Raw genomic sequence first — 25,959 nt, 5'->3', positions numbered from 1 at the left:
ATTTAAAACCGATTAATCATATCGGTTTTATTTCTTGAATCTTTACGACCGAAATCCCCATACAGCATCAATAAGCTTTATCATTAATTCTTTAGATATTCCATTATCATCAAGCTCTGACATATACTCAACAAAATCAGCACCAATAAATTTAGAAACTAAAGCTAAAGTGGACAGCCATATAAATTAGAATAATAGATGAACAGCCAAGTCTTTTTATTTTGAGCGAAGTACATCTCTTTCCTTCTTGATTCCCTTTAAAATATTGATAATCAAAGTATGACTATAATATATAAACGAAATACTATATTTGAAAATGATGTAATTATTCTAACTTCATTATTAATAAGTACATCAAAATTAAGCGATCTCGTAAATATTACATCGCAATAAATGGGAGTGAACATGCATTATTTACTTATTAAATTATCGCCATCACCTTTTTTTAACGATAAAAAAGTTAATGCAGAGAAAATTGTTAGTAGACCAATAGAAATAAAAGTCTGATGGAAATGGGTAATTGAATCACCATAACCGTATGAATTAAATAGTTTTAATATGCAAGAACAAACAGCAAGACCGAGGCTAATTGCTAATAACTGTGTTACTGCTAATGCACTATTACCCGCACTGGCATTTTGGTCATTTAAATCAGCTAAAGTAATAGTATTCATTGACGTAAATTGCGTTGCTCGCACCACACCAAGCCCAAACAACAACGGCACCGCAAACCACAACGATAACTGATTAGAAACAAATCCAAATGCAGCAGTTATAACACCAATAATGACAGTCGCTAACATTAATGTGGTTCTATAACCAAATCGATGCAGAACTTTCTCAACGAAAGATTTTCCAAATAAAGCACCAATAGCTAACGGAACCATCATACACCCTGCATATAATGCAGACATTCCCATTCCCACCTGTAACATCAGTGGCACCAGATAAGGAATAGCACCAGTACCTAAACGCGATAAAATATTACCGCGAATACCAATTTTAAATGTACGAGTTTTAAATAAAGATAAAGGAATTAATGCCTGTTCATTGTTAAAAGCATGCCAACCATAACCGAATAATAATAATGCACCGACTAGTAAGATTAATATTGGAAATAAAATTGATACAGATTGATTCCCAAATAATTCAATTCCACCTAACATACAAATTAAGCTAAAACCAAATAATATAAAGCCAAACCAATCAAAATGGGACGTTGTTGCGGTAAGATTAGGCATATAACGCTTAGTTATCCATAAGCCTATAATACCAACCGGAATATTAATCAAAAAAATCCAATGCCAACTCGCGTAGGTTACTAATAAACCGCCTAATAATGGTCCAACAACTGGCCCAACTAAGCCCGGCATTGTTGCTAAATTTAATACACGTACAAAATCTTTTCTCGGATAGCACCGCAGTAATGCCAATCTAGCGACAGGTACCATCATTGCCCCACCAATCCCTTGTAATACTCGTGCGACGACAAGTTGTAAGAGCGTAGTTGATAAACCGCATGCTAATGAACCAAGAGTAAATAACCCTACGGCCCATAAAAATATAACTCGAGTACCAAATTTATCCGCTAACCAGCCACTGACAGGAATAAGTATTGCCACCGTTAACGTGTAGCTAATAATCGTTAACTGCATATTAAGTGGCGATTGATGTAAACTTGCAGCCAGTGATGGAATTGCAGTATTTATGATTGTGGCATCTAAAGTCTGCATAAAAAAGGCTATACCTGCAATCCATGGTAACCATTTTATTTGCGATGCCGATTGAGTCACCTTCGTCATATCCACCTCATTTAAAGCAATGGTGATATCCCTCATGATGACGGCTTAGTCTTAATGATGTGTAACAGCAGCAAGGGGGAAATAAACACTTCTATCGATTAAGAATAACAGAACCAACTTAACTTAAGATGAATAAGTCTCAATTACCTAGCACAACATCATTATTATTTGACCATTATTGGACAGCCATATCTTTTCATTCTGACAACAATGATACCTATCATCATTTATTAGAAAGAATGTCCCCACGACTTGATCACTTTGTGCTGAATTTTAAATTTAATAACTTCAATTACTACCCATTATCTAAAAACACATTTAAAGTTAACATTTCAAAGTGAGAGAGGATCGACAATGTCCACATACCAAACCATGGTTGCGGTATTTAAAAACTAATAATAAGCAAGTTGCTAACTTGGGTGTAACTGGTGGCTTGCTGATTTTCCCTTGCACCACTGCCCACCAACGCGTTGTTTGAAGGCACACATTTGAGACCATTTACCGCTCACATTGGCATAATGTTCCATAAATTGTTCACTATGCTCAAGCCAAGCATCTGTTGTTATACCCATTTGTTGCAAAATTCTTGGTTGATTAGATGCAATAAACCCTTTTTTATCATCTCGAATAACTCGACCAGTCCAATCAATAAGTTCAAGATAATCGGCAAAAGCGACATTAACTCCTGCTTTTTTAGCTTTATGCTCACCACTAACAAAAGGTAAAAGTTGAAAGTGATCACTTGTTGGTACTTGTTTAGAGGTGGATTTTACTTGGTGATATTCTCGAATACGTTGTTGAATTGAAGTGAAATCTGATTGCTCTAGTGACGGTGTAATGCCTGCTCTGATTGGGTTTAAATCAACGTACATCATGCAAGATAATAATGCTTTTTCATCCAACAAAGCTTGAGACTTAAAACGTCCTTCCCAAAATGCACCTTTACATTGATCTTCTTTATTGGCTTTTCGTGCGATTTCTTCATTAAGACAACGCATAAACCAGCTAATACTGCCTAACCGTTGTTGCTATTCCGCCACTAACGTTGATAGCGCTTGTTGTTTCTCTGCTGCTATTTGACCCTCTTTTAAATATTCCACAGCAATAGGATGACCACTAAATAACTGTAACCAACGTGATATTACCTCTTCTGGCGTTAGCTTTTGTTGTTGTTCAATATCTATTTTAAGCACTAGGTGATAATGATTACTCATCACAGCATAAGCACAAATATCAATACAAAACACTGTCGCTAATTGTTTGATTTTATTTACTATCCATCCTCTACGGTGTTGGTAGTTTTTACCATTGTATGGGTCATCTCCACACAAATAAGCACGACGCACGCAGCGATTAATCACATGATAAAAAGGGGTGATTTGAGGCTCTATCAATTTCCGTCTTGAAATTGTCATTTCTTCCACCATAAGCAACATGAAGCTTAATTGTAGTCGCTCATTATTTATGTGAAGAATATGGCTGTCCATTTATATTTTTTCTCTGATGCTGTCGTTTTTGTTCAATCTTTGCAGTTTAAATATAAATATCATTCAGTTCATTAAGTAGCGAAATGTAATAAAACACCTTAGAAGTAACGAGATAATACAATGTTAGATATTCAAAAAATCGAATCAATAGCAACAATTGAGCAATTTAAAGAACACTATTTTGCACAAACAACAGCGCCTCTAGATGGTATGTGGCATTTTGGCTTTGTTCCAATGTCTCAACATTTTGGGTTTTATGAAAACAATTCACTTGTCGGTTACTGTTGCATCAATAGTGAAGGCTATTTATTACAATACTATCTATCGCCAGTTGCTAAAATTTCGCCATCAGAGCTATTTTTATCTATAACACAAAAAAATAATCATATTATAAGATCTATTACTGGAGCATTCGTGAGTACAGCAGAACCTCATTTTCTCTCGCTTTGTTTAGATAATGCTGCTTCTGTAATAGTACATTCTCTAATGTATTGTGGTACACAACATAAAGCCTTTCAAAGATCTTCAGATGTGACATTAACGATAGCAACAACAGAACAGCTTGATATATTTATCGATTTCGCAGTAATGGCAATTGGCGCGCCTAAAGAATGGTTGACCGGTTATTTTAAGGGGCTCATTTCACGTCAAGAACTGTTCGGTTACTGGAAAAATAACCAGCTAATTGCATCTGGAGAATGTAGAAAGTTTGATCAATACCAATCAGGTTACGCTGACTTAGGCATAATTGTACACTCGAATTTTAGAGGAAAAGGTATTGCAACAGAAGTTATACGTTCATTAGTTTCAATTGCTGAAAAGCAAAGTTTAATCCCTATCTGCTCAACAGAAATAGACAATATTGGCGCACAAAAAGCCATCTCTGCGGCGGGCTTGGTAACCAAACATCGAATTACTCAAATTCAGTTTAAATAACAGCCATACTAATGAACTTCATTTCAAAAAAAGATACTTATTTTATCAAAACATAAGTTCATCTATAGTGTAATTAATATTGTACTTATCTAAGAAAAATAATGTTGAATTGGATTATTCCTGCATCCGATGAATTAAATATGTTTATCGAGTGTTATTGGTTTATTGAAAAAACCGTAATATCAGATCGTGATAGTTTTCCTAAACTTAATCCAGATCCTTCTGCACACTTGATTCTTTCACCAGCATTAGATAAGTATTCTTACACCCATGAACAGCAAGTTTACTCGGGAATGGGATCTCATTTACTCAATCCCCATCAGCATACATTTGAGCTTGATCACTCAAAGCCCTTTACTCATATTGGAATTAAATTTCGACCAGGAGCACTCTACTCTTTTTCTCGACTTACGAGTGCTATAACATCGATAAATGTGGTTGAACCACTGGAGTTAACAAAATTAATCACAATCGATCAGGCTCTTATTAGTCATTTATTTGAGCTCGCAAGAAAACAACCCATCCATTGTATTAAAAAATTAGAGCACTATTTGCAAGCTTGGATTAAGGATGTACGTGATGATCAACATAGCCAGCTTGTTCGTCGCGTTTTTACTGAATTAGAAACAACACCCATTTCTGAATTAGCAGGAAAATTACACTGTTCACAACGAACAATAGAAAGAAGCTTTCGCCGTGTAACACACCTAACACTAAAGCAATATCAAGCAATGGCGAAACTAGAAGCAATGCTCGAGCATTTATATCAACGTAAAAGTAGTGGCATCAATTGGGCTGATCTTGCCGTTCAATTTGGCTTTAGTGATCAACCTCATCTTATCCGCTATCTAAAAAAACAGATTGGTCTTACTCCTCAAAAATATGCATTAAAACGAGGTCTGACTATTGATATTTATGGTGGCGTAAAAACCTAATATTTTAAGTCCAAAAGCAAAAAAGCCGCCATATAACGTGGCGGCTATCATCAATCAATATGAATTTTAGTTAAGCGGCATTTCGGTAGGCAGTTTACGTCCTGTCACTTGTTTCCAAACTTGATCTTTTGCACTACTACACACTTGCTGACCATTTACATCATGACAATTAGGGTTAGTTAACGTCTTACCCTGATATTCACCCGTTAGCGTCTTTAAATATGCAACCATAGCTTTAGTTTCTTGAGGGGTAAAATCAGTATTGCACTGATATTTCGCCATTGCACTAACCGCCTCAGATAATGTTGCAGCGCGACCACCAGAGAAATAAGGCCCTGTTATTGCAATATTGCGTAAGTTAGGTACTTTAAAGTAATGCATTTGCTTTTCATTATGAGTAACTAGATAACGACCTTGATCACCTTCAAGATGCTTACCTTTAATATTAGCAAAGAAACTACTGTAAACACCCATCTTCTCGTATGATTGCCCGCCCATACTTTGACCAACGTGACAAGTTTGACAACCTGTTTTTAGGAATAACTTAAAGCCTTCAATTTCTTCAGGCGTTAAGGCACTCAGGTTACCTTCTAGATATTGGTCAAAACGGCTATTAGGTGTGATCAGCGTTTTTTCATATTCAGCAATCGCATTTGTAATATTTGCACCAGTCATACCATCTTTATAAGAAGCATCAAATAATTTAACTAATTGAGGATCTTGTTTCAATTTAGCAATGATATTACCCCAATTTTTTGAACCCATTTCGACAGGGTTAAAAATAGGGCCTGCCGCTTGCGCCGCTAAATCTGCAGCACGACCATTCCAGAACTGACTCATATTAAATGCAGAATCATAAACTGTGGGTGCATTCATAGGATCATCAAGATTATTGATACCTAAACTGGTTGGTAAGTTATCTGTACCACCGGTGTGGATAGAGTGACAACTTGAACACGCATACTTATTATTAGCAGATAAGTGAATATTATTATAAAGCGATAACCCTAATGCAACTTTCGCTGGATCTGTTTTAAATACGGTATGAATTGGTTGAATCGCCAAATTCTTAAACTGTGGTGCTGCGGTTGGGTTTGGATAATATTGTTGACGTTGGTGTTTGATCCAATCTAACAACAACTGTCGATCAGCACTGCTGAGATATGCTGATGGCCAGTGTATCGCTAAATATTTAGGAATTGGCATTGAGTTATTGTTAAGAACAAACTCTAACTTAGCAAGAGCGACTTGATTTACAGCTTGATGTTGCTCAACGGCTTTGACTACGGGAGCAAGTTCAAACGATTGGTTAGCCTTATCAATATCAGCTTGCATTGTCTGCTTCACACCAGATACTTTAGCGTAAAACGGTAATGGGCTATTAAGTGTATGACAATCCGCACACCCTTTTTCAGCTAACAACCGCATTGCTTGCGCTGATAAATCATCAATATTATGTAATGATAAAGCATCTAAACGTTTATTGGCTAAGTTAACATCTTCTTTATGTACGGTGTACACAATTGCGCCGTAGCCAACAATACCTAATGCTATCGCACTCACAATTGCTTTTTTTATATATTTCTTATTATTCATGATATTACTCTGTTGAGAACTTCCTTCGGCAATATATACCTATACAGAATAATCAAGAATCTATAATTTATAAACAAACCAATATATTGATATAAATCAACATCATAAATAAAAACATTTTGTGGTATTAATAAAAGTTACACATCATAAAAATTCAAAAATAATACCTCTTTATTTTCAATTGAAAAACAGAGTGATATTTATACTACCAATCTAAAAAATAGATTAATTACGACATTATCAATCTATAAAACCTAAAGTATAAGCGGTTGTTTTTGATTCGATAAATAATAGTTATTTAAGCAATTTTGTTATTTATCCATTACGGGTAACAATAACTGAATAATTAAACCGTGCGGTTGTCGATTTTTAGCTGTCACAGTACCATTCATCACTGTCATGGCTTCCTTAACAATGGCCAAACCGAGCCCATACCCTCCAGATTGTTTATCGCGCGCGCCTTCAATACGAGTAAATGGGTCAAAAATCCTTTTAAGATGTTGTTGAGCAATACCGTGACCATCATCTTCAACACTTAGTTGTACAAATTGTTGTCCATTGACATCCACCAGCGCTGTAATAAGACTAATATGAGCATTTTCACCCGCATATTTCATCGCATTACCCAGTAAATTGCTAACAGCTCTTACTATTAAACGACTATCACCACGCACCAGTGGCATATTATTATCAATATTAACGGTAAATGTCTGTCGCGCACCTAATAACGCTTCAATATCTGGCACGGTCGTCAAACATAAACTCTCAACATCAATTGGAATCAATTGCGCATTATCGGTGGTATTTTGAAGTTGGTTAAATTCTAAAATTTCATTGACCAATTGATTCATCTCTTCAGCTTCACGTTCTAATCTATCTACAAGGTGTTGATGTTCCGATGCAACCCGCTTTCTCATTAAATGTAATGATAAATTATGACGAGCCAATGGAGTACGTAACTCATGTGAGACATCTCGAATAAGGCGACGTTGTCGTTCTGATAGCATCTGAATTTTTTCAGCCATTTCATCAAAATCAGCGGCAAGTGACTTAAATTCAACGGTGCTATCGCTCACTGTATTGGCGACCCTTACAGAAAAATCACCGCTCGCAAGGCTACGGCTCGCCTCTCGCAAAGTATTTAATGGACGCTGTAAATAACGAGCAATAAGAAATGAAAACATCAACAGAATTAATGTGGCAATCACGACCTGAATTAATCCAAAATAAAATGAAAAATATTTGGCAGGATGTAATTGAGATGGTAATTGCACCATCAGTTGATTGCCATTTTTTAAAGGGATCGCAAAAATAGGTTGGTTAACACGCGAATCTAAAATAGCATTAATTCCACGGGCATAACTCAGTTTAAAAGCAAAATGGGGGTGCATTTTTCTATCCCCCATTTCATGTTGATTCTTATCAAGAACAAATAAATAATAAGGCTGTTGCTTTTCCCATTGACCCAATTGTTGTTGATTACCAGTATCAATTAACTGCTGGGCTTGCTCTGCCATTACTCGTATATTTTGCTGTACTTTCATTGGTACGTGCAGCATGGTTTTAACCAAAGCAATTTCGGCTAAATTCTGTAGCAACAAAATTAATAATAAGCTAATGGTAAAATACGAAAAAAGCCGTACAACCAAACCATGTTGTTGATGCGGTTTATACCATTTTTTACGCTGGGAAAGGCTTTCCACTCGATGATCCTTTAATTAATGGTTAACACTTTCGGTATAACTGTACCCTCGACCACGTACGGTTTTAATATGCAGCTTAGACATTCCGGCTAATACAATCTTACGACGAATATTGCTGATATGCATATCGAGATTGCGGTCAAATGGGCTTAATTCTTTTTTAAGCACTTGTTTTTGTAATTCGGCCTTTGATACCACAATTCCGTCATGCTTGATCAAATAATCTAATAATTCCGCTTCAGTGCTCGTTAAGGGCAGACGTGACATTTCCAGCGCCATATTTTCTTCACCACAGCGAATAGTATGACGCTGACGTTCAAGTCCTACACGCCGTAAAATGGCACTAATACGCGTCAATAATTCAGGAACTTTAAAAGGTTTCGTAATAAAATGATCGGCTCCTGCTTGTAAACCATCAAGCATAGTTGCTTCATCACCTAATGCGGTTAACATCAAAATAGGGGTCGCAAAACGCTGACAAATACGACGCGCAACTTGCATACCATCAAGATTAGGTAACATCACATCCAGCAATACTAGATCAACGCCTTTATTTTGCAGATACTCAATCGCTGACTCACCACAATGAACACAACTAACATCATGACCTTCATCTTCTAACACTTCAGTGAGTAATTCACACAACTGTATATCATCATCAACAACTAATATTTTTGACACAATAAATTATCCAAAAGAAAACCTTCGGCATAGTAATATGCCTACCCTGTATATATCAACCATGTATCAACAATCACGTTATTCTCTACGACAAGCATCAGATCAATAAGTGATTGTTGACACAATTTCCTCCATATTAACGACAATGTATTAGTCGATATAGGTTATGGCACAGTCGATGATAGTGGCGTTAGTGCTTGGCACATTTCGGCTAATGTTTTTGCTTCACGCTGTGGTTGATACCAACTATTTAGGCCCATTTGTACCGTCATTACCGCTTCTTCTGGCGACATAGTGCCATTTAATACTCCCACACTGGTTTCCCATAATTGCAATTCAAAATCGGGTTTTCCGCGAGACAAAATTTGAGCTGAATTACGAATGGTAGAATCACAACTGTTACGCCATGTCATCATTTCATTGGCAATAGGATTTTTGACATCAAAAAAATGATTAGATAATGAGAAAAAACCAGGAATACCGTTTGTTAATAACTCAGCAAACTCGGCGGTTGTCATCCATTGTAGAAATGCGGTTGCTGCTACGTTTTGTTCTGATTTAGTATTTAACCCCATCCCCAAATCGGTATGATCACTGATATAACATTCATCTCCTTTGTTAACGACAGGAGGTGGAAAAACACCAAAATCGACACTGTTTGCAAAAGTAGAGATATCCCACGAACCTGTTGGATAAATCGCAGCTTGCCCCTTTTTAAACAACTCAATAGCTTCTGCATAACTGCGTTGCTGGTAGTTATTGCCCAGATATGGTGTCCAACTGGCTAAAGCGCGATAAGTGTTCAGATATGGGCTATCAGAAAAACGTGCTTGCGCCTGAATTAAGCCTAAACGTCCGTCTTCGCCCTGCCAATAATTAGGGCCTATATTCTGAAATCCCATTGTCGCCGCTTCCCACTTATCTTTAGTCCCTAAAGCGATGGGAATATAACGCTGACTTAATTTGATTTTCTCAAGTGCATGTTTAAATTCAGCAGTCGTTGTTGGCACTTGAAGTTTTAAGTCAGAAAAAATAGTTTTATTGTAAAAAAAACCATGAATAACCGAGGCCATAGGTAAGCAAAATGTTTGAGCACCGGAATCTGTTTGCCATGGGCCTAACGCAAAGCTGGGAAAATTCTCCATGCCCTGCATTTCAGTTATATCACTAAAATGCCCCTGCTTGAAAAGTGCCAGTGAGCCATCAAATGGGCGACAAGCAATAAGATCACCGGCAGTGCCTTGTGCGAGATCGCTATCTAACTGTTGATTAAATGTCGACGGATCAGCTGGCGATCGGTATATCACTTTAATATTAGGGTAATGCTGATTAAACGCTGGAATGATTGTTTTATCCCAAATAGCATTATCGTTACGCCAAGAATCAATAATAACCTGACCGCTAATTGATTGTGTATTCGCCAACACTAAACTTGGGATAAATAACACTGCACCGCATACCATTTTAATGACGCGATTAGAAGTTGAACGTGTACGTTTAACAATATGTGAGTTTTGCATAATTAGACCTTAAAACGTTCAATCAATTGGCGTTGTTGCGCTGCTAGTTGCGACAGTGCTTCACTACTTTGAGCTGATTCTCTCGCTTCGTTTTCTGCGTTATAAGCAACAGCCGCAATACCGTTAATATGCTCAGAAACATCTTGACTAACAGAAATTTGTTCTTCTGTCGCATGAGCAACCTGAATCGCCATATCTAAAATAAGATGCATACGATCAACGATTGTCTGTAAAGCAACATCTGTCGATCGGGCTTGCTCAACACATTGTTCAGTCTGTATTTGTGAGCGCGTCATAACTTGTGATACTTGCAATGCATTTTGCTGCAAATTGGTTATCATTCGTTGAATTTCTTCAGTTGATTGCTGAGTTCGATTGGCTAGTGCACGTACTTCATCAGCAACAACGGCAAAACCACGACCTTGTTCGCCCGCTCTTGCCGCCTCAATCGCAGCATTAAGTGCTAATAAATTAGTTTGTTCAGCAATGCTACGAATAACACCTAAAATACTGCCAATATTATTTGAAAATTCAGATAATTTTTGAGTAATAGCAACAGCCTCTGTCATTTCTACTGCAAGCTGTTCTGTAATCGTTCGACTCGTTAATACCAATTCTCGTCCTTGTTGTGCTGCTTGATTAACCTCATCCACTTCTGCCACCGTTTGCTCTGATGAACGTGAGATTTCTTTTGCGCTCACTTCCAACTCTGAAATCGCGGCCGCAACCTGATCTGTGCGTGATTTTTGGTCTTCAACTCGATTCATGGCTTTTTCGCTAGTCGTGGCAGTTTTGGCCGCTTCTGATACCAAATGTGCAGAGCCAACATGTATCTGAGCAAGAATATCTGCCATACTCACTGATAGTTGATCAATAGATCGAGATAACGCACCAAATTCACATCGAGAACGATAATTTGTACGTTGAGTCATATCTCCGTCTGTCATCTTCTTTAAAACTGAATTAATTCTAACCAACGGCGTATGAATACTTTTTGCGGTAGTAACAGCAATAACTGACGCAATAACAGCCGATATCAATGCCGCAATAACGATACTCAATGTTGCTTGATTTGCCGCTTCATCAGCCGCTTGTTGGCTCGCTTTAGCATTAGTTTGTGCATATTCCATATAAGAAGTTAATGCTTGCTGAGTCGCCGTTACCTGTTGATTTGATTTTTCATTTAATGAGGCTAATTGTGAGGCTAAGTTATGCTGCTTTGCCATTACCTCTAACATGCTATTCGCCCCTAATGTAAGCGCATAAACACGGTTTAAGTTTTTGCTATACCTTGCTTTAACATCTGATGCGATATCAATCCTTGCAATACCTTGAGTTGCCATCTCAATATCTTTTACGAGCACTGCAGACAAGATTTTAAGATCAGTTTGAGAATTTGCACGTCGAACATTTTTTAAATCACGACTAATACCACTGGAAATTAACTCAGCACGATTGCGTAATGAACGTTTATGACTGGCACTTTGAATAAGAAGATTAGCCGCTGATTGGTAAGTATCTTCAAGATGGATAAATTCGAGGTTTAATCGCTGGTGCTGGCGCTTAACGGCCAGCCATTGATTATAACGTTCAATAGCAATATTTGATGAAGCAAAAAAAGCATTGGCTGCCGATAATGCCGTCGTTAACTCAGTTTTAGCTCTTGAGTCAACCGCATAAAGCTGTGCTTGTTGTTCTAAAAATCTAAAATTATGCTCTGCTTTTTGAACATCTGCCTTTTTTAAAGCCAGCACATCAATATTCGTTGTTGTTTGATAGTCAATTACCTTCAATTGATTTTCTCGCAAACTTGCCAATAATTGACTTGCTGAAATAACCATAGGTGTAGAGACTTCAGTAACATGTTGTAACCGGCTATGGATTCTATCGGTATTGCCATAACTTATTCCACCAAGAATGAGAATAAGTACCAGCATTAAAGAAAAACCAGCAATAGTACGTTGAACAATTGAGAGTGACATACCTGACTCTATTGAAAAGGAATGAAGCCATTACCAATAACTGCATCAATAATGGATAGCCGCTCAATATAATTATTTCACCGCCTAAAATAAAAAAATATCCCTCATTTCAAAACACAGATCACACTATTTTGCTTCTAAATTCTTCTATGGTATAGGTTTTTTTATTGTATAAACCAAAATCCCATCAACAGATATATCGTTATCAGTAATAAAAACAAACGTTCAACATTTTACTTTAAATACTATTTTTCCTTAGTTTTAAATTTTAAAGATTAAACTTTATTTGAATACGAAATACATAAAACACGCTTTCTGTTTGATCATTGCACTAAATCAATAAATTTATAGTTATTAATGAAATTCAATTAACTATCTGTTGACTTTACCAGAGGCTGCACCAAATCTAGCTTTAGCGAATTTCCCACAGAGTTATGCACAGCTTCTGTGGATAAATACATTTTAGTGGATAAAATAATAAAACATTATATTATTAACTAAAAATATATTACAACAACCCATACCCAAACATAACGCATTGATATTATTATATAATAATAAAAAAACACAATATTGATAAATTTAATAGCTAAATAGATAAAACTTATTTTTACTTTATTTATTATTTAAAACGCTTTGGTTGTTAAAAAAATGTAAGTTATACATACGATTTGAACGACTTTTTCAAGCTAATAATAACCATAAAAGCATCTTTGTACTCTTTTGAGAAATGAGAGTCTGCACTATAAAAATTTAATATTGAAAAAAGCAATATATTGTTTAAATTATAAAAAAAATGGAAAGTAGCTAAAAAAGCCACTTTCCACATCAATAACGTCTCAATCTACAATTAGAACCTCATCAACACTCACTTGACTCGGTTACAATCCTCTGCTTACTTTCTTAAACGTCTAAAAAACGCACTTAAACAAAGTAATAATAAGCCTATAAAACCGAAACTACCGCCACCATCACTATCTTTGCCTATATTACAATTATTCGCTGAAATGCTATCATTGCACCCATCACCATCTGTGTCACCGCCACCTGTGTCACCGCCACCTGTGTCACCGCCGCCTGTGTCACCGCCACCTGTGTCACCGCCGCCTGTGTCACCACCATCTTGATCGCCGTATTTATCATTAAGAAAATCAGGAGGTGTTATAGGATATGTCGGCACTTTACTACTGTTTTCAACAATCCAATCAGTATAGTTTCCTACACGAGCATAGAAACCTGGTCTAGTCATTGAACCACAAACAGGATTACCAGCCGTACCGCCACTGACAATACCTACCTGTAACGGATTGCCCTCACTATCAATAACAAAAATAGGACCTCCGCTGTCACCATTACAAGCATCGGCACCAGTAAGATCGGCAATAACCACAGGAGGCAATGTACATAATTTAGTAATATTTGCTGGGCTATCAATAATTAAGCCCGGGTTATCATTAGACTCAATACGCTCATAACAAAGATTAATAGGGAAGAAACTCAACTTAGCCTGTTTAAGTGTTTTTGATGGCTTACTTCCCTCTATTGTCGTTGCTCCCCACCCTAAAACGGTAATATTTTCAGGACGATGGTCTGTAGGAATAGGATTATTGGCTTGTTCCCATTCTTGTTTTAACTGTTCCTCAATCAATTGTGTTTGCGATAAGGTCGATAATGCAACTTTACCTAAACCAACAAACTTACGATTTACCCGAATTAGAGCAACATCGTTATCCAATGCCGAACTAACAATCTCAGTGATCACTTGATCATTAACTGTTGTCTCTTTTATCACTGCTACTGGACTATAAGCGGGATGTATCACCACATGCGTAGCTGAAAATATATGTTTTTTTTGTGGATAGCTATTATTAAGTAACCCAGCAGTAATCGTAATATTAGACGGTGCTAATATTTCTGCGTTTTTATCACTTCCTGTTACCACGCAATGGGCTGCCGTTAATACCCACTGATCATTGATAATCGTCGCGCCACAAAAAGGGGTTTCTCCATCTTTATTATTGCGTAGTGATGCCATAAAATTTTCACTAACTGGAGTATTAGTATCAACATCATGACCACCAACAACGTAAGGTGAAACTATTGTATCTGATGATGCACATACTGACGTGCTTATACTTGCAGCAATCGCTAACATCAAAACACTGTATTTATACTGGAACATCCTTTTCCCTTAAACTTAATAGTAATCGCGATAGTTTACTCTTAACATGTTGTAGGCAAAGATCGAAACCAGCACAGTGCGATAAGCTTCATTTTTTAATGTAACTACTCAATATATTACTCATCTATTATATAAATGTTTGGCACTATCTTATAAATGCACTCCGTATCAACATTGTTAAATATGAAACAACAATTAACTAACTCAGTTAATAAAACAAAGCATGCTGGATATTAAACAGTCTGTTGTACTATAAATTTCGTGATCAGGGACATGTTTGCTTTTCTTCTGTACAATAGAACGGCATAATATTGGCACAATAAATCAATGGACAATTCCCATGACTATCGAACAAGCATTAAAAACGCGTAGTGAATCAAAATGTGAGCTATGTTCTTCTGAAAACAATCTAGCGGTATACGCTGTTCCTGCTTCTGAAGACAAGAGCGCGGGTTGCTGTGTACTACTTTGTGATACTTGCCGTGGTCAGCTTGAGAATCCAGAAACGACTGACGAAAACCATTGGCGTTGTCTAAACGACACCATGTGGAGCCAGGTTCCTGCTGTTCAAGTTATGGTATATCGCCAGCTTAAGCGTCTTTCAACTAAAACTGATTGGGCAATGGATCTCGTTGACATGATGTACTTAGAAGATGACGTTAAAGAATGGGCTGAAAAAGGTCTTGTTGAAGAAGAACAAGCTTCAATCCCTACTCGTGATGCTAACGGTGCAATCCTTCAAGCTGGTGATAGCGTAACTATCATTAAAGATCTACCAGTTAAAGGTTCAAGCATGGTTATCAAGCGTGGTACGCCAGTACGTAACATCAGCTTGACTGATAACCCACTTCACATCCAAGGTCGTGCTGACGGTGTGCAAATGGTGATCATCTCAGCTTACACTAAGAAGTAATTCTTACTGTATTTGAGAATAAAGAAAGCCCCTGTTGATATTATCAGCAGGGGCTTTCTTGTATAACATCGGTGGTTTTATTTTTCTATTGCAATGATTTGACCACAACAGTATTGGCTAATTTATCATGCCAACTTTGCTTCTTTTTATCCCAACCAACCCACATTAAGCCAAGTCCGAAAGGAATGGTCGACACAAAATAGCCTAAGTAACGTATCACCGATTGTTTCACACTGGGTTTGTTACCAGTGTTAGCATCAACTATTTGCGCTTTAATGACCATTTTCCCTGGTGTAGCTGATTTATAAATCCAAAATAAAATCACCCCCACAAAGGGTAATAAATAATTGATCATTATATCCATCGGTCCCACAGCAAAACTATCGCTAGATGGGTGCATTTCACCATACGCGAGATACATAAATGGCGCTGTAATCAAAGTGACAATGGCAGTATCAACCAAGCTGGCTAATACTCGAGGCCAAAATCCGACATACGTTATTGTTATTTGCTCATTCATATCGAGATAACTTTCTATTTATAATAAAGTTAATTAACCGTTTACCGATTTTTCCATAAGGTGCATAGAGATATTTAGTTGAACTTATCACTGCTTGATGCATTACGGGACGCATTTTTGATAACCGTTCAAACCCTTCTCGACCGTGATAATGTCCCATACCGCTATGCCCAATGCCACCAAAAGGTAAATCATCCTGCGCGACATGTAACATAACATCATTGATTGCAACCCCGCCAGAACGCGTATGGTTTAATACTTGTTGCTGTACCGCTTTATCATTACTGAATAGATACAGCGCTAATGGTCGCTCGCGTGTATTAATATAATCCAATGCTTGTTGAAGTGTTTGATAAGTCACTATTGGTAATAATGGCCCAAAGATTTCACGCTGCATAGCTATCATTGTCTCTGTTGGTTGGCAAATAAGCTGTAATGGAAATTTACGTAGTTGTGGATTTGGCTCTGACTGAGGGATCAAATTAATGACCTTTGCGCCCTGTTCGATGGCATCTTTGGTGGTATCACATAAACGATAAAAAGAAGTATCATCAATAATCGAGGTATAATCAGGATGCTGAATATCACTAAATCGCTGTGCCATAATCGCTTGAGCTTGACGAATTACCTCACCTTCTAATGCTTGTGGGATCAACATATAATCAGGAGCAACACAGGTTTGACCGCTGTTATAAACCTTACCACCCAGAATACGAGATAATGCTATCTTCACATCATAATCATCGGTCAAAATAACTGGTGATTTACCGCCAAGTTCTAACGTCACAGGTACTAAATTGGTTGCCGCAGCAGCCATAACGGCCTTACCTGTCGTAGTTGAACCCGTAAAAATAAGGTGATCGAATTTTAATTGTGAAAAAGCAATCCCTGTTTGCCCTTCTTCAGCAACAATACAAATCTGTTCTTCATTAAATTCACCTACAAACAATTGTTGTAATAGTTGGCATAGATGTTGAGAATTTTCTGACATTTTAACCATGACTCGATTACCTGCAGCAATTGCAGCAACCATCGGTGCGATAGTCAAAAAAAGCGGATAATTCCAAGGTACAATAATGCCAACAACTCCCAATGGTTGTGGAATCACACTATTTTTTGCGGGCTTAAACCATAAAGAAGTTTGTCGACGCTGAGGCTTCATCCACATCTTTACATGTTTAATTGCATCGTTTATCGATTCTAAAGACGTAAATATTTCTAATAATGCGGTTTCACTTGCAGAGCGGCACCCAAAATCAGCTGCAATAGCTTGGCAAATTTGTACCTGATACTGAGTTATCAATTGCTTTAATGCTTTTAAAGCAACAATACGCTCTTCTACTGTCGGCATCGGTTGCTGCATAAAAGCATCATATTGACGCTGACGATATTGCTCAAGTCTGCTTGCTATCAACAAATCGCTCATAATATTCCTCTATAATATTCGCTACATAATACATCTAGCTGTAGTGAATTATGAAAATAAGCATGTGCAAATAGTAGTATCACTATCTTTAATAACAATACAGTTGAATACGTTAAATTTATCAATTATCAAGATTTGCACTAAACTTACCCCATTAAGGACGGAATTTTTCGGAGGGATAAAATGACGCGACCAATACTGTACACGCTACGTCAATGCCCCTATGCTATTCGAGCACGTTTAGGCCTGCGACTTGCCGAGCAAGAAATAGACATACGTGATATATCACTCACAGATAAGCCCGCTGAGATGCTTAGCATTACGCCAAAAGGGACCGTTCCGCTATTAGTCTTAAGTAATGGTGATTATATTGATGAAAGCTTATCAATTATGGTGTGGGCTTTAAATCAGCACGATCCGCACAATTTATTATTAGCCGATAGTACGCATTTATTCACTGATATGATCAATCTTATAGCACGTAATGATTGTAAATATATTGCTGCATTAGAACATTACAAAGCAAATGTTCGTTACCATAATCCAGATGGTGCGCTTTACCGTCATTTATGCCAATCTTTTCTCGATGATCTTGAGTTACGATTAAATAAACACCGCTTCTTTATGTGCGATCACCCAAGTTTAGCTGACTACGCTATCTTGCCCTTTATTCGTCAATTTTCTCATGTTGAACGACAATGGTTTCGCCACGCCCCCTACCCTAAATTAAAAGCTTGGCTAGAGCAGCATTATCAAGATCCTATTTTTTCGCGAGTAATGAAAAAGAAACCATTGTGGCAATCAGAACCATCCACATCTTCATCACCTTATGAAACGGCATAACTTTATTCTCATGTACCATTGGTCTAAATCACCCAGACAATATTGCACTGTCTGGGTGATAACAATTATTTATTACGACTTGCCAGGTACTCATCTTGAAGCATGTACATCCGTTTTACGTCAGTGTACTGCCCATTAATAAAGATTTCTTTTACTAGATGACCTTCTTCAATAAAACCACATTCTTCGTATAAATATATAGCTTTTTCATTTGCTGTAGCTACATGTAAATACACTTTATGAAGATTTAAGATTGTAAAAGCATAATTTAATGCTCGATTAATTAATGCGCGTGCATAACCACAGCCTTGAAAATCAGGAGCAATGATGATCTGAAACTCAGCACTGCGGTGAATGCTATTAATTTCAACTAATTCAACCAGCCCAATTGACTCTTTATCATTATTTTCTGCAATAAAACGTCGCTCAGTACTATCGTGAATATGCTTGCGATATAACTCTTCCAGCTCATAAAACGACTCATACGGCTCTTCAAACCAATAAGACATGATGGCACGGTTATTGTTTAGCTGATGAATAAAACGTAAATCAGTTTGTTCTAAGGCGCGAAGGCGAATTTCATTATTCATTATGGTTATCCATTTCCTAAAAATCACTATTCTAGAATAATATACAGATCAACTTATTAAGGACTAGAAAATATCACTAAAACGTAAAAATAAAAGGTAAATAATGTAAAATTTTACATCTAAATACTCAAGTCACTGTCAATTGCTCATTCTGCGTTCTAATAAGTCAATGAATCGTCTTACCTTTGCTGATAAATGTTTTCGACTTGGATAAACAACATACACATTCACCAATGTCTTATCAAACTCAGGTAATAATATTGTTAACTCACCACGTTGTAGTTGTGACTCGATATAAAAGGCTGGCACGTGACAAATACCCATGCCATCTACCGCCATTGCAACTGTCATTGGCGTATTGTTACATCGTAACTTTGGCTGAACATCAACATTAAAAAGTTTCTCTTCTGCATCGGTATATTGCCAACGATTGGCCTGTTTTAAGTTACTGTAGCAAAGACAATGATGTTGATGTAATTCAGATGGGTGTGTTGGCATGCCATAGTGTCGAAGATATTCAGGCGATGCCACAGTATGTATTTTACAACTAAAAAGGCGTTTACAAATTAAACTCGATTCCGCTAACATCGCTGACGCACGAATCGCAAGATCATACCCATCAGCAACAACATCTACTGTTTTATCACTCAGATCTATATCTAGCTGCATTTCTGGATACAGCGTTAAAAACTCACTAAATACCTGTTGTAAATATTGAGACCCTAACCATACAGGGCAGCTTATTTTAAGTGTTCCTTTAGGGTTTACGCTATTTTGTGACATCAAACCAAGCGCTTGTTCAGCATCCATGATCAATTGCGAACATTCTTGATAATAGACCTCACCTTCAGGTGTTAAAGCAACAGATCGGGTCGTACGATTGAGTAACCGAACCCCTAAACGAGCCTCAAGCTTATTAATCTCTTTACTTATATAAGAATTAGAGTGGCCTAAAGCCTCAGCAGCCGCGGCAAAACCGCCACTTTTAATAACTTGAACAAAAACCACAATACCATCAAATAATTTATTATTAGTCATATGGAAACAGTTAAAACACTTTTATGCTATTAATTATATTTAGCTACTAATATACACTTAATTCACGCAATTAGGGATTTATTACCTAACCTTATTATTGATAACAACGTAATGTACGTTGCAAGGAACTCAAATGAAATTACTAACCTTAGCTGCAAGTAACAGTCGTCAATCAATCAATAAACATCTCGCAACGTATGCCGCATCATTAGTGCCTGGGGCTGATGTAGACATTTTAGATATTAATGATTTTGAAATGCCGCTTTATAGTATTGATCGCGAAACAGAAACAGGTATTCCAACACTAGCTCAAGCGTTCTTAAATCGTATTGCTCAAGCTGATGCCATAATTATATCGTATGCAGAACATAACGGTTCATATACTGCCGCATATAAAAACCTATTTGATTGGGCATCACGCATTGATCCTAAAGTATATCAAAATAAACCAATGCTATTATTAGCCACATCACCGGGTCCTGGTGGCGCTAACACTGTATTAACAACTGCAGTTAACTCAGCACCTTACTTTGCAGGAATTGTAAAAGCATCACTCTCTATTCCTAGTTTTTATAATAATTTTGATCTGACTATCAACAAAATCACTAACATTGAATTAGATGCCGCATTAACAACTGCAGCGCATAGCTTAACCAATCATAAATAACATTTAATAATATTTTGATCTTAGTTCCAGAGTTATTAATTTCCTCATACCATGTACGTATTAATTGCAAGGAAGTGCAATAGCGATCACTATTATTAACAAATTCATCAGTATACTGCACATTCTCCATTGAACAGCGTGTTGCTAAATTACTGAGATTATTTATGAAATTAATTAAACGTCTTGCTGCGATTGCCATTACTTCAGCATTATTAACTGGGTGTAATAGTCATAATACCAATGACATTGCACCTATTGCCAATAATGTTACTGTCGCAACTTTTAATCTTTCGTTTGATCGTAATAGTTTTGAACAACTGGTTGATGAAATGCAAACATCACCAGCAGAACAACAAATATTAATCGATGGTTTTAACGCCAAGACGCTAAATAGTGCTCAAACAAACAAAGCACTAAAAATTATTCAAATTCGTAATGTCGCGGCGATTATTCAAACACAACGCCCGAATATTATTTTATTAGCTGAATTTAATAATGATGGAACGGGTGAAAATACAGCGGCATTGACTGGCTTCCAAAATAATTATTTATCCATTGGACAAAGCCCTAACAGCATCACTGGTGGCGATACATTAGATCCTATTCAATACCCTTTCTTTGAAAGCTACGCCACTAATACCGGTTTAATGAGTAGCTTAGACCTTAATAATGATGGCAAAGTAAATTCGGGGCCTAATGATGCTTGGGGATTTGGCGTCTATCACGGCCAATACGGCTTCGCATTAATGTCTCAATATAAAATTGATACAGCAAAGACGCGTACATTCCAAACCTTTAAATGGAAAGATCTACCTTCAGCTGAAAACCCAATAATCACCAATTGTAATGATGCTAAAAATCCCATTCCTGAAGGCATGGCATGTGGTGATAAATGGTATAGCGCAGATGAATGGCAGCAACTACGCTTATCATCAAAAAATCATGTCGATGCACCAATTATTATTCCGACCGCAGAAGGGGAACAAACGCTTCATATTTTAATGTCACATCCAACACCACCCGTTTTTGATACCGTGACTCAAAATAATAAAATGAAGAACCGTGATGAAATTCAATTCTGGAATAACTACATCACAAATGGCGACTTCATTTATGATGATAACGGCACAAATGGTGGCCTTGCTGAAAATGAGAAATTTGTGATTGTTGGCGATTTAAATGCTGATCCCTATGCTGGTGATGGCTATCGTCAAACTATTGAAAGCTTATTAATGCACCATCGTGTTAACCAAAATGCAAGTGACGGCGCATTAACACCAACAAGTTTAGGCGCTGAAAGTTGCTATAGTGATAAAGAATGTCGTCAAGATAATCCTTATCCTAGTCGGTTAACCAGTAATTTTGGCTTACAAGTCGATCATGCAATTCCATCTAATAACCTTACTATTACAGATTCTGGCGTATATTGGCCAGCGCATGGTGAACAAGGCCGCGTACTTGTGAATGACGAGCGAATTGGTAAAACAGGCAAAGGAAAAGATGTTTCTTCTGATCACCGCATGGTATGGATAAAAGCCGCATTATAAACCAGTTAATATTGATATCTTAAATAATGTACTTAAAACGCTTAATCATTAGGTTAAGCGTTTTTTATTTAAAACAAACGTTGTTGAGGATGATGATCTGCTGTAAGAGACTCAATAGAAGTCACTTCCTCAAAATGAGTAATCCACGCCATATTGCTACGTGGAAACTCTTTAACAATAGATTTTTTTAATTGCTTTAGTAAGCTTGTGCTATTTAGCATTAATATTTGTGAATCAAAACCAAATTGCTTAAACACAAAATATTCCGCATCTTGCTTTAATACCACGATGCCGCGATCTTTTTTAAACGTTCTCGCTTCTATCGCCTCACCAGCAACCATAATAGATAATGTCCGTTGAAAAGTATGAAATAAATTAGATATATGAACTTTAGCCATGATGAACGTCATTTTACGAATAATATCGATATATAATAGAATGTTACTATCAATATACTCTATTCAATTATAATTAATACGAATGTAAATAAGTTTGACACTACACTCATTTAACGTCTATTCACCATAGTTATCACTATGCATTCCAGTTGTTATCACTAATCAGCAACGATATAATTTATAGAATATTTTCTTACGAGATACATCGACCATGTCACGCTTTAGCCAACTTTTTCACTCGCACTGGAAACTTATTAGCCTATTGATTCTTGTACTGATAACAGTCTTATCTTTAACACCTCAAGCAGAGTTACCCGTAGTCTCAGGAACAGATAAAACCCATCACTTTATCGCTTATGCAACGTTAATGTTTGCAGTCGCTTTTGTTAAACCAATACAATGGCAATGGATCGCTGTATTTTTCTTTTGTTGGAGTGGTGCCATTGAGTTAATTCAACCTTACGTTAACCGTTATGGTGAATGGCTTGACCTTGCAGCAAATACTGGCGGGTTGATTTGTGGTTTCATTATCGCGAGAATTATTGCGTTTATTTGTAAGAAAACAAATTAATCATTTATATCTAGAAAACTTTCTATATTCCCTGACTCGCCGATGACAAAATCAGGATCGTTTACGTCTATTTTACCTAAAACGGCATATCTAGCCTATTATGATACTTCTTTTAAACTATTCTAAAATAATAAAAGCCGTACTATATAGGCTGATAATGCAGCATATATTATGTGTCAATTATATTTAGAGCTAAATATAAGATTACTATTTTCAATAGTTAGACTGATCATAATTAACAAAATCAATGAAAAAACATTTTTAATCAAATGGTTATCGGTATCGCGTGATTTCTATAAAAAAAGCCATAAACAATGCATATGATTCACTAGCTTGAATTACCTAAAAAATGCGAGCAATATCCGAAAAATTATCTCTAACTGGAATTTGATGTTTCTATGTATATCGTCATAACACAAAATGACATAAGAACAAGGACGCTCAGATAGCATAGTAATGGCTAATTTGTTAACTTAATGTTTTTACAATCAACAACAAAACAAATAAAGCATTACACTAAAGTAATGTGGGGAAAGAAAATGAATCCTGAAGACAAACAGTTTGCTGTTATTGGCCTTGGCCGCTTTGGTATGTCTCTGTGTGAAGAGCTTAGCGAACGAGGAGCACAAGTACTGGCTATTGATATTAATGAGACATGTGTTCGTAAGGCTGCTGATATTGCAACGCAAGCCGTTGTTGCTGACTGTTCAAATGAAGCAACCATTGCTGAACTTAAACTTGATGATTATGACTTAGTCATGGTTGCTATTGGTGATGACATCAATGCCAATATATTAACGACCCTATTACTTAAAGATGCCGGTGTAAAAACAGTTTGGGTCAAAGCCAAAGATGCCCCACATTGTAAAATCCTTTCAAAAATTGGCGCTGATAAGATCATAAGACCTGAACTTGATATGGGTATTCGTATTGCACGTAACATGCTCGATAAACGTGTATTTGAATTTTCAGAGCTAGGTAGCGGTATTTCATTAGCTGAAGTTGTTGTTACCGCTCGAAATATGGGCAAGCCTATATCTAAGCACCCTTGTGCTGGTAGCGATGCGACACAAGTATTAGCACTTAAGCGTGGTCCAGAAGTACGTAAGGCTCCTGATATGGATATGGAAATGCAAGTTGGTGACATCCTTATTATTACAGGCCCTGAAGATGTATTATCAGAAACATTAAGAAAGTTATGAGTTTTATCCCTAATCGGACAATGTATGTCCCAATAAAAACCAATAAGCGCGATAAACGGTGGTCAGAACCCAAAATTATCATCTTTAGTTTTTTGGCTATTTTGATCCCTGGCGCAATTTTATTAACATTACCCGTCTTTTCTGTATCAGGACTCAGTTTTGTTGATGCTCTGTTCACCGCAACATCTGCTATTAGTGTAACGGGATTAGGCGTTGTCGATACTGGTACTCACTTTTCAACCAGCGGAAAAGTGTTATTAATGATCTTAATGCAGATTGGTGGTCTTGGACAAATGACCTTATCTGCTGTTTTGTTATATATGTTTGGCTTACGCGTTAGCTTACGCCAACAATCGCTAACAAAAGAGCAACTCGGGCAAGAAAAATTCATCAATATTCGTTTACTCGTTAAGCACATTATTATCTTTGTTATTGTCTGTGAATTGATTGGTACTTTTTTTCTATCACTACGCTGGGTACCAATGATGGGATGGGATAAAGGGCTTTTTACTGCCGTTTTCCATTCTATTTCAGCGTTTAATAACGCCGGTTTCTCACTATTTTCAGATAACTTAACTCAATATGTTGATGATCCATTGGTAATCATTACTGTTGCGATGTTATTTATCTTAGGTGGTTTAGGCTTTACTGTTATTTCAGATTTACAACGTAATTTACATCGTGGTTTCCATTTTTTATCACTGCATTCAAAAATAATGATTATTGCAACACCCATATTATTATTGTCAGGTACGGTGATGATTTGGTTACTTGAACACGATAATATGCAAACACTTGGAAGCTTGAATACCTCTGGGCAATGGCTAGCTGCATTCTTTCAATCAGCAACCGTTCGTACTGCTGGCTTTAATAGCGTCAATATTGGTGCGTTTACAGAGCCTGGTTTATTAGTGCTGATGTTATTAATGCTGATTGGTGCCGGTCCGACATCAACAGGTGGTGGTATTAAAGTCTCGACCTTTGTTGTGGCTATTTTGGCTACATGGTCATTCTTAAAGCAGCGTGATCGTGTTGTACTTTTTAAACGTACAATATCAAATCAAACGGTAACAAAATCATTAGCTATTATTGTCGTCAGTGGCATTGTACTGTTGATTGCGATGTTTGCTTTAATGCTGACAGAAAAAGCGCCGTTCTATGAGGTGATGTTTGAAACTATTTCAGCCTTTGCAACGGTGGGTGTAACTGCGGGTTTAACAGCAACACTGTCTGAACCAGGTAAATATATTATTATTATTGTAATGATTATTGGTCGTTTAGGTCCACTAACACTGGCTTATATGTTAGCTCGTCCAAAGCCAACATTATTACGTTATCCTGAAGATAATGTTGCTGCTGGTTAATAGCAATATAAAGCAGTAACGTAATATCTCCAGCTATACTCAATAAAAAGGCGTGT

General features: G+C 36.9%; 23 protein-coding genes and 1 pseudogene. 9 read left to right on the top strand and 15 right to left on the bottom strand.

The genetic code is table 11. The features are described from left to right. Window positions 1-42: 42 nt before the first annotated feature. The 4 genes and pseudogenes from VXS03_RS12785 to VXS03_RS12770 form a co-directional block, all read right to left on the bottom strand. Window positions 43-153: pseudogene (locus VXS03_RS12785) on the bottom strand (arginase family protein); the annotation flags it as partial. 257 nt (window positions 154-410) lie between these two features. After that, window positions 411-1,802: a multidrug transporter subunit MdtD gene (mdtD, locus tag VXS03_RS12780; RefSeq protein ID WP_327764135.1), complete on the bottom strand. Its 1,392-nt coding sequence runs from the start codon at window positions 1,800-1,802 to the stop codon at window positions 411-413. 410 nt (window positions 1,803-2,212) lie between these two features. Continuing rightward, window positions 2,213-2,800: a Mobile element protein gene (locus VXS03_RS12775; protein ID WP_327764134.1), complete on the bottom strand. Its 588-nt coding sequence runs from the start codon at window positions 2,798-2,800 to the stop codon at window positions 2,213-2,215. Between the two features lie 30 nt (window positions 2,801-2,830). Then, the gene (locus VXS03_RS12770) at window positions 2,831-3,217 is read right to left on the bottom strand and encodes a transposase (protein ID WP_327764133.1); all 387 of its coding nucleotides are present in this window, start codon (window positions 3,215-3,217) and stop codon (window positions 2,831-2,833) included. 192 nt (window positions 3,218-3,409) lie between these two features. Here VXS03_RS12770 and VXS03_RS12765 point away from each other — a divergent pair, with 192 nt between their 5' ends. After that, window positions 3,410-4,225, top strand: coding sequence for a GNAT family N-acetyltransferase (locus VXS03_RS12765; RefSeq protein ID WP_327764131.1), 816 nt, complete (start codon window positions 3,410-3,412; stop codon window positions 4,223-4,225). Window positions 4,226-4,326: 101 nt separating this feature from the next. Then, the gene (locus VXS03_RS12760) at window positions 4,327-5,160 is read left to right on the top strand and encodes a helix-turn-helix domain-containing protein (protein ID WP_327764130.1); all 834 of its coding nucleotides are present in this window, start codon (window positions 4,327-4,329) and stop codon (window positions 5,158-5,160) included. 66 nt (window positions 5,161-5,226) lie between these two features. Here VXS03_RS12760 and VXS03_RS12755 read toward each other — a convergent pair whose 3' ends face one another. From VXS03_RS12755 to VXS03_RS12730, 6 genes are all read right to left on the bottom strand, one after another. Continuing rightward, window positions 5,227-6,756 carry a cytochrome c peroxidase gene (locus VXS03_RS12755; protein WP_327764128.1) on the bottom strand — a complete coding sequence of 510 codons (1,530 nt, stop codon included), beginning with the start codon at window positions 6,754-6,756 and terminating at the stop codon, window positions 5,227-5,229. Between the two features lie 311 nt (window positions 6,757-7,067). Next, window positions 7,068-8,459, bottom strand: a complete 1,392-nt coding sequence (locus VXS03_RS12750) for an ATP-binding protein (RefSeq protein ID WP_327764126.1) — start codon at window positions 8,457-8,459, stop codon at window positions 7,068-7,070. A 15-nt stretch (window positions 8,460-8,474) separates the two neighbouring features. Then, window positions 8,475-9,140, bottom strand: coding sequence for a response regulator transcription factor (locus tag VXS03_RS12745; protein ID WP_327764125.1), 666 nt, complete (start codon window positions 9,138-9,140; stop codon window positions 8,475-8,477). Between the two features lie 164 nt (window positions 9,141-9,304). Next, window positions 9,305-10,603, bottom strand: coding sequence for an ABC transporter substrate-binding protein (locus VXS03_RS12740; protein WP_327764210.1), 1,299 nt, complete (start codon window positions 10,601-10,603; stop codon window positions 9,305-9,307). A 59-nt stretch (window positions 10,604-10,662) separates the two neighbouring features. Then, complete coding sequence (locus VXS03_RS12735; RefSeq protein ID WP_327764124.1) at window positions 10,663-12,642, bottom strand: HAMP domain-containing methyl-accepting chemotaxis protein; 1,980 nt, start codon at window positions 12,640-12,642, stop codon at window positions 10,663-10,665. 895 nt (window positions 12,643-13,537) lie between these two features. Then, complete coding sequence (locus VXS03_RS12730) at window positions 13,538-14,824, bottom strand: trypsin-like serine protease (RefSeq protein ID WP_327764123.1); 1,287 nt, start codon at window positions 14,822-14,824, stop codon at window positions 13,538-13,540. A 340-nt stretch (window positions 14,825-15,164) separates the two neighbouring features. Here VXS03_RS12730 and VXS03_RS12725 point away from each other — a divergent pair, with 340 nt between their 5' ends. Next, window positions 15,165-15,737, top strand: coding sequence for a PhnA domain-containing protein (locus VXS03_RS12725; RefSeq protein ID WP_065176687.1), 573 nt, complete (start codon window positions 15,165-15,167; stop codon window positions 15,735-15,737). 85 nt (window positions 15,738-15,822) lie between these two features. On the opposite strand, the gene VXS03_RS12720 is transcribed toward VXS03_RS12725, so the two are convergent. Beyond that, window positions 15,823-16,257 (bottom strand): RDD family protein, encoded by a 435-nt coding sequence (locus VXS03_RS12720; protein ID WP_327764120.1) that lies wholly within the window; start codon window positions 16,255-16,257, stop codon window positions 15,823-15,825. Further along, window positions 16,250-17,683: a coniferyl aldehyde dehydrogenase gene (locus VXS03_RS12715; RefSeq protein ID WP_327764118.1), complete on the bottom strand. Its 1,434-nt coding sequence runs from the start codon at window positions 17,681-17,683 to the stop codon at window positions 16,250-16,252. Before VXS03_RS12715 ends, VXS03_RS12720 begins: the two co-directional genes overlap by 8 nt. A 183-nt stretch (window positions 17,684-17,866) precedes the next feature. Between VXS03_RS12715 and VXS03_RS12710 the strand changes: the two genes are divergently transcribed. Then, window positions 17,867-18,526 (top strand): glutathione S-transferase, encoded by a 660-nt coding sequence (locus VXS03_RS12710; protein WP_327764117.1) that lies wholly within the window; start codon window positions 17,867-17,869, stop codon window positions 18,524-18,526. A 65-nt stretch (window positions 18,527-18,591) separates the two neighbouring features. Here the strand turns inward: VXS03_RS12710 and speG are convergent, their stop codons facing one another. Continuing rightward, on the bottom strand, window positions 18,592-19,116 hold the full coding sequence (gene speG, locus VXS03_RS12705) for a spermidine N1-acetyltransferase (RefSeq protein WP_327764116.1): 525 nt from the start codon (window positions 19,114-19,116) through the stop codon (window positions 18,592-18,594). Between the two features lie 138 nt (window positions 19,117-19,254). Next, on the bottom strand, window positions 19,255-20,154 hold the full coding sequence (locus VXS03_RS12700; RefSeq protein ID WP_327764115.1) for a LysR family transcriptional regulator: 900 nt from the start codon (window positions 20,152-20,154) through the stop codon (window positions 19,255-19,257). Between the two features lie 133 nt (window positions 20,155-20,287). Between VXS03_RS12700 and VXS03_RS12695 the strand changes: the two genes are divergently transcribed. Beyond that, window positions 20,288-20,821 (top strand): NADPH-dependent FMN reductase, encoded by a 534-nt coding sequence (locus VXS03_RS12695; protein ID WP_327764113.1) that lies wholly within the window; start codon window positions 20,288-20,290, stop codon window positions 20,819-20,821. A gap of 164 nt (window positions 20,822-20,985) precedes the next feature. Then, the gene (locus tag VXS03_RS12690) at window positions 20,986-22,368 is read left to right on the top strand and encodes an endonuclease/exonuclease/phosphatase family protein (protein ID WP_327764112.1); all 1,383 of its coding nucleotides are present in this window, start codon (window positions 20,986-20,988) and stop codon (window positions 22,366-22,368) included. Window positions 22,369-22,436: 68 nt separating this feature from the next. Here VXS03_RS12690 and VXS03_RS12685 read toward each other — a convergent pair whose 3' ends face one another. Continuing rightward, on the bottom strand, window positions 22,437-22,766 hold the full coding sequence (locus VXS03_RS12685) for a hypothetical protein (protein WP_327764111.1): 330 nt from the start codon (window positions 22,764-22,766) through the stop codon (window positions 22,437-22,439). A 211-nt stretch (window positions 22,767-22,977) separates the two neighbouring features. Here VXS03_RS12685 and VXS03_RS12680 point away from each other — a divergent pair, with 211 nt between their 5' ends. From VXS03_RS12680 to VXS03_RS12670, 3 genes are all read left to right on the top strand, one after another. Further along, window positions 22,978-23,337, top strand: a complete 360-nt coding sequence (locus VXS03_RS12680; protein WP_327764109.1) for a VanZ family protein — start codon at window positions 22,978-22,980, stop codon at window positions 23,335-23,337. Between the two features lie 539 nt (window positions 23,338-23,876). After that, window positions 23,877-24,539 carry a potassium channel family protein gene (locus tag VXS03_RS12675; protein WP_327764107.1) on the top strand — a complete coding sequence of 221 codons (663 nt, stop codon included), beginning with the start codon at window positions 23,877-23,879 and terminating at the stop codon, window positions 24,537-24,539. Then, complete coding sequence (locus tag VXS03_RS12670) at window positions 24,536-25,903, top strand: TrkH family potassium uptake protein (protein WP_327764105.1); 1,368 nt, start codon at window positions 24,536-24,538, stop codon at window positions 25,901-25,903. Before VXS03_RS12675 ends, VXS03_RS12670 begins: the two co-directional genes overlap by 4 nt. The last annotated feature ends 56 nt before the right edge of the window (window positions 25,904-25,959 follow it).

It is taken from the genome of Photobacterium sp. S4TG1, assembly GCF_036040035.1.
Classification (GTDB): domain Bacteria; phylum Pseudomonadota; class Gammaproteobacteria; order Enterobacterales; family Vibrionaceae; genus Photobacterium.
Note: the sequence above shows the minus strand (reverse complement) of the source record. Positions and strands in the feature narration are given on the sequence as shown.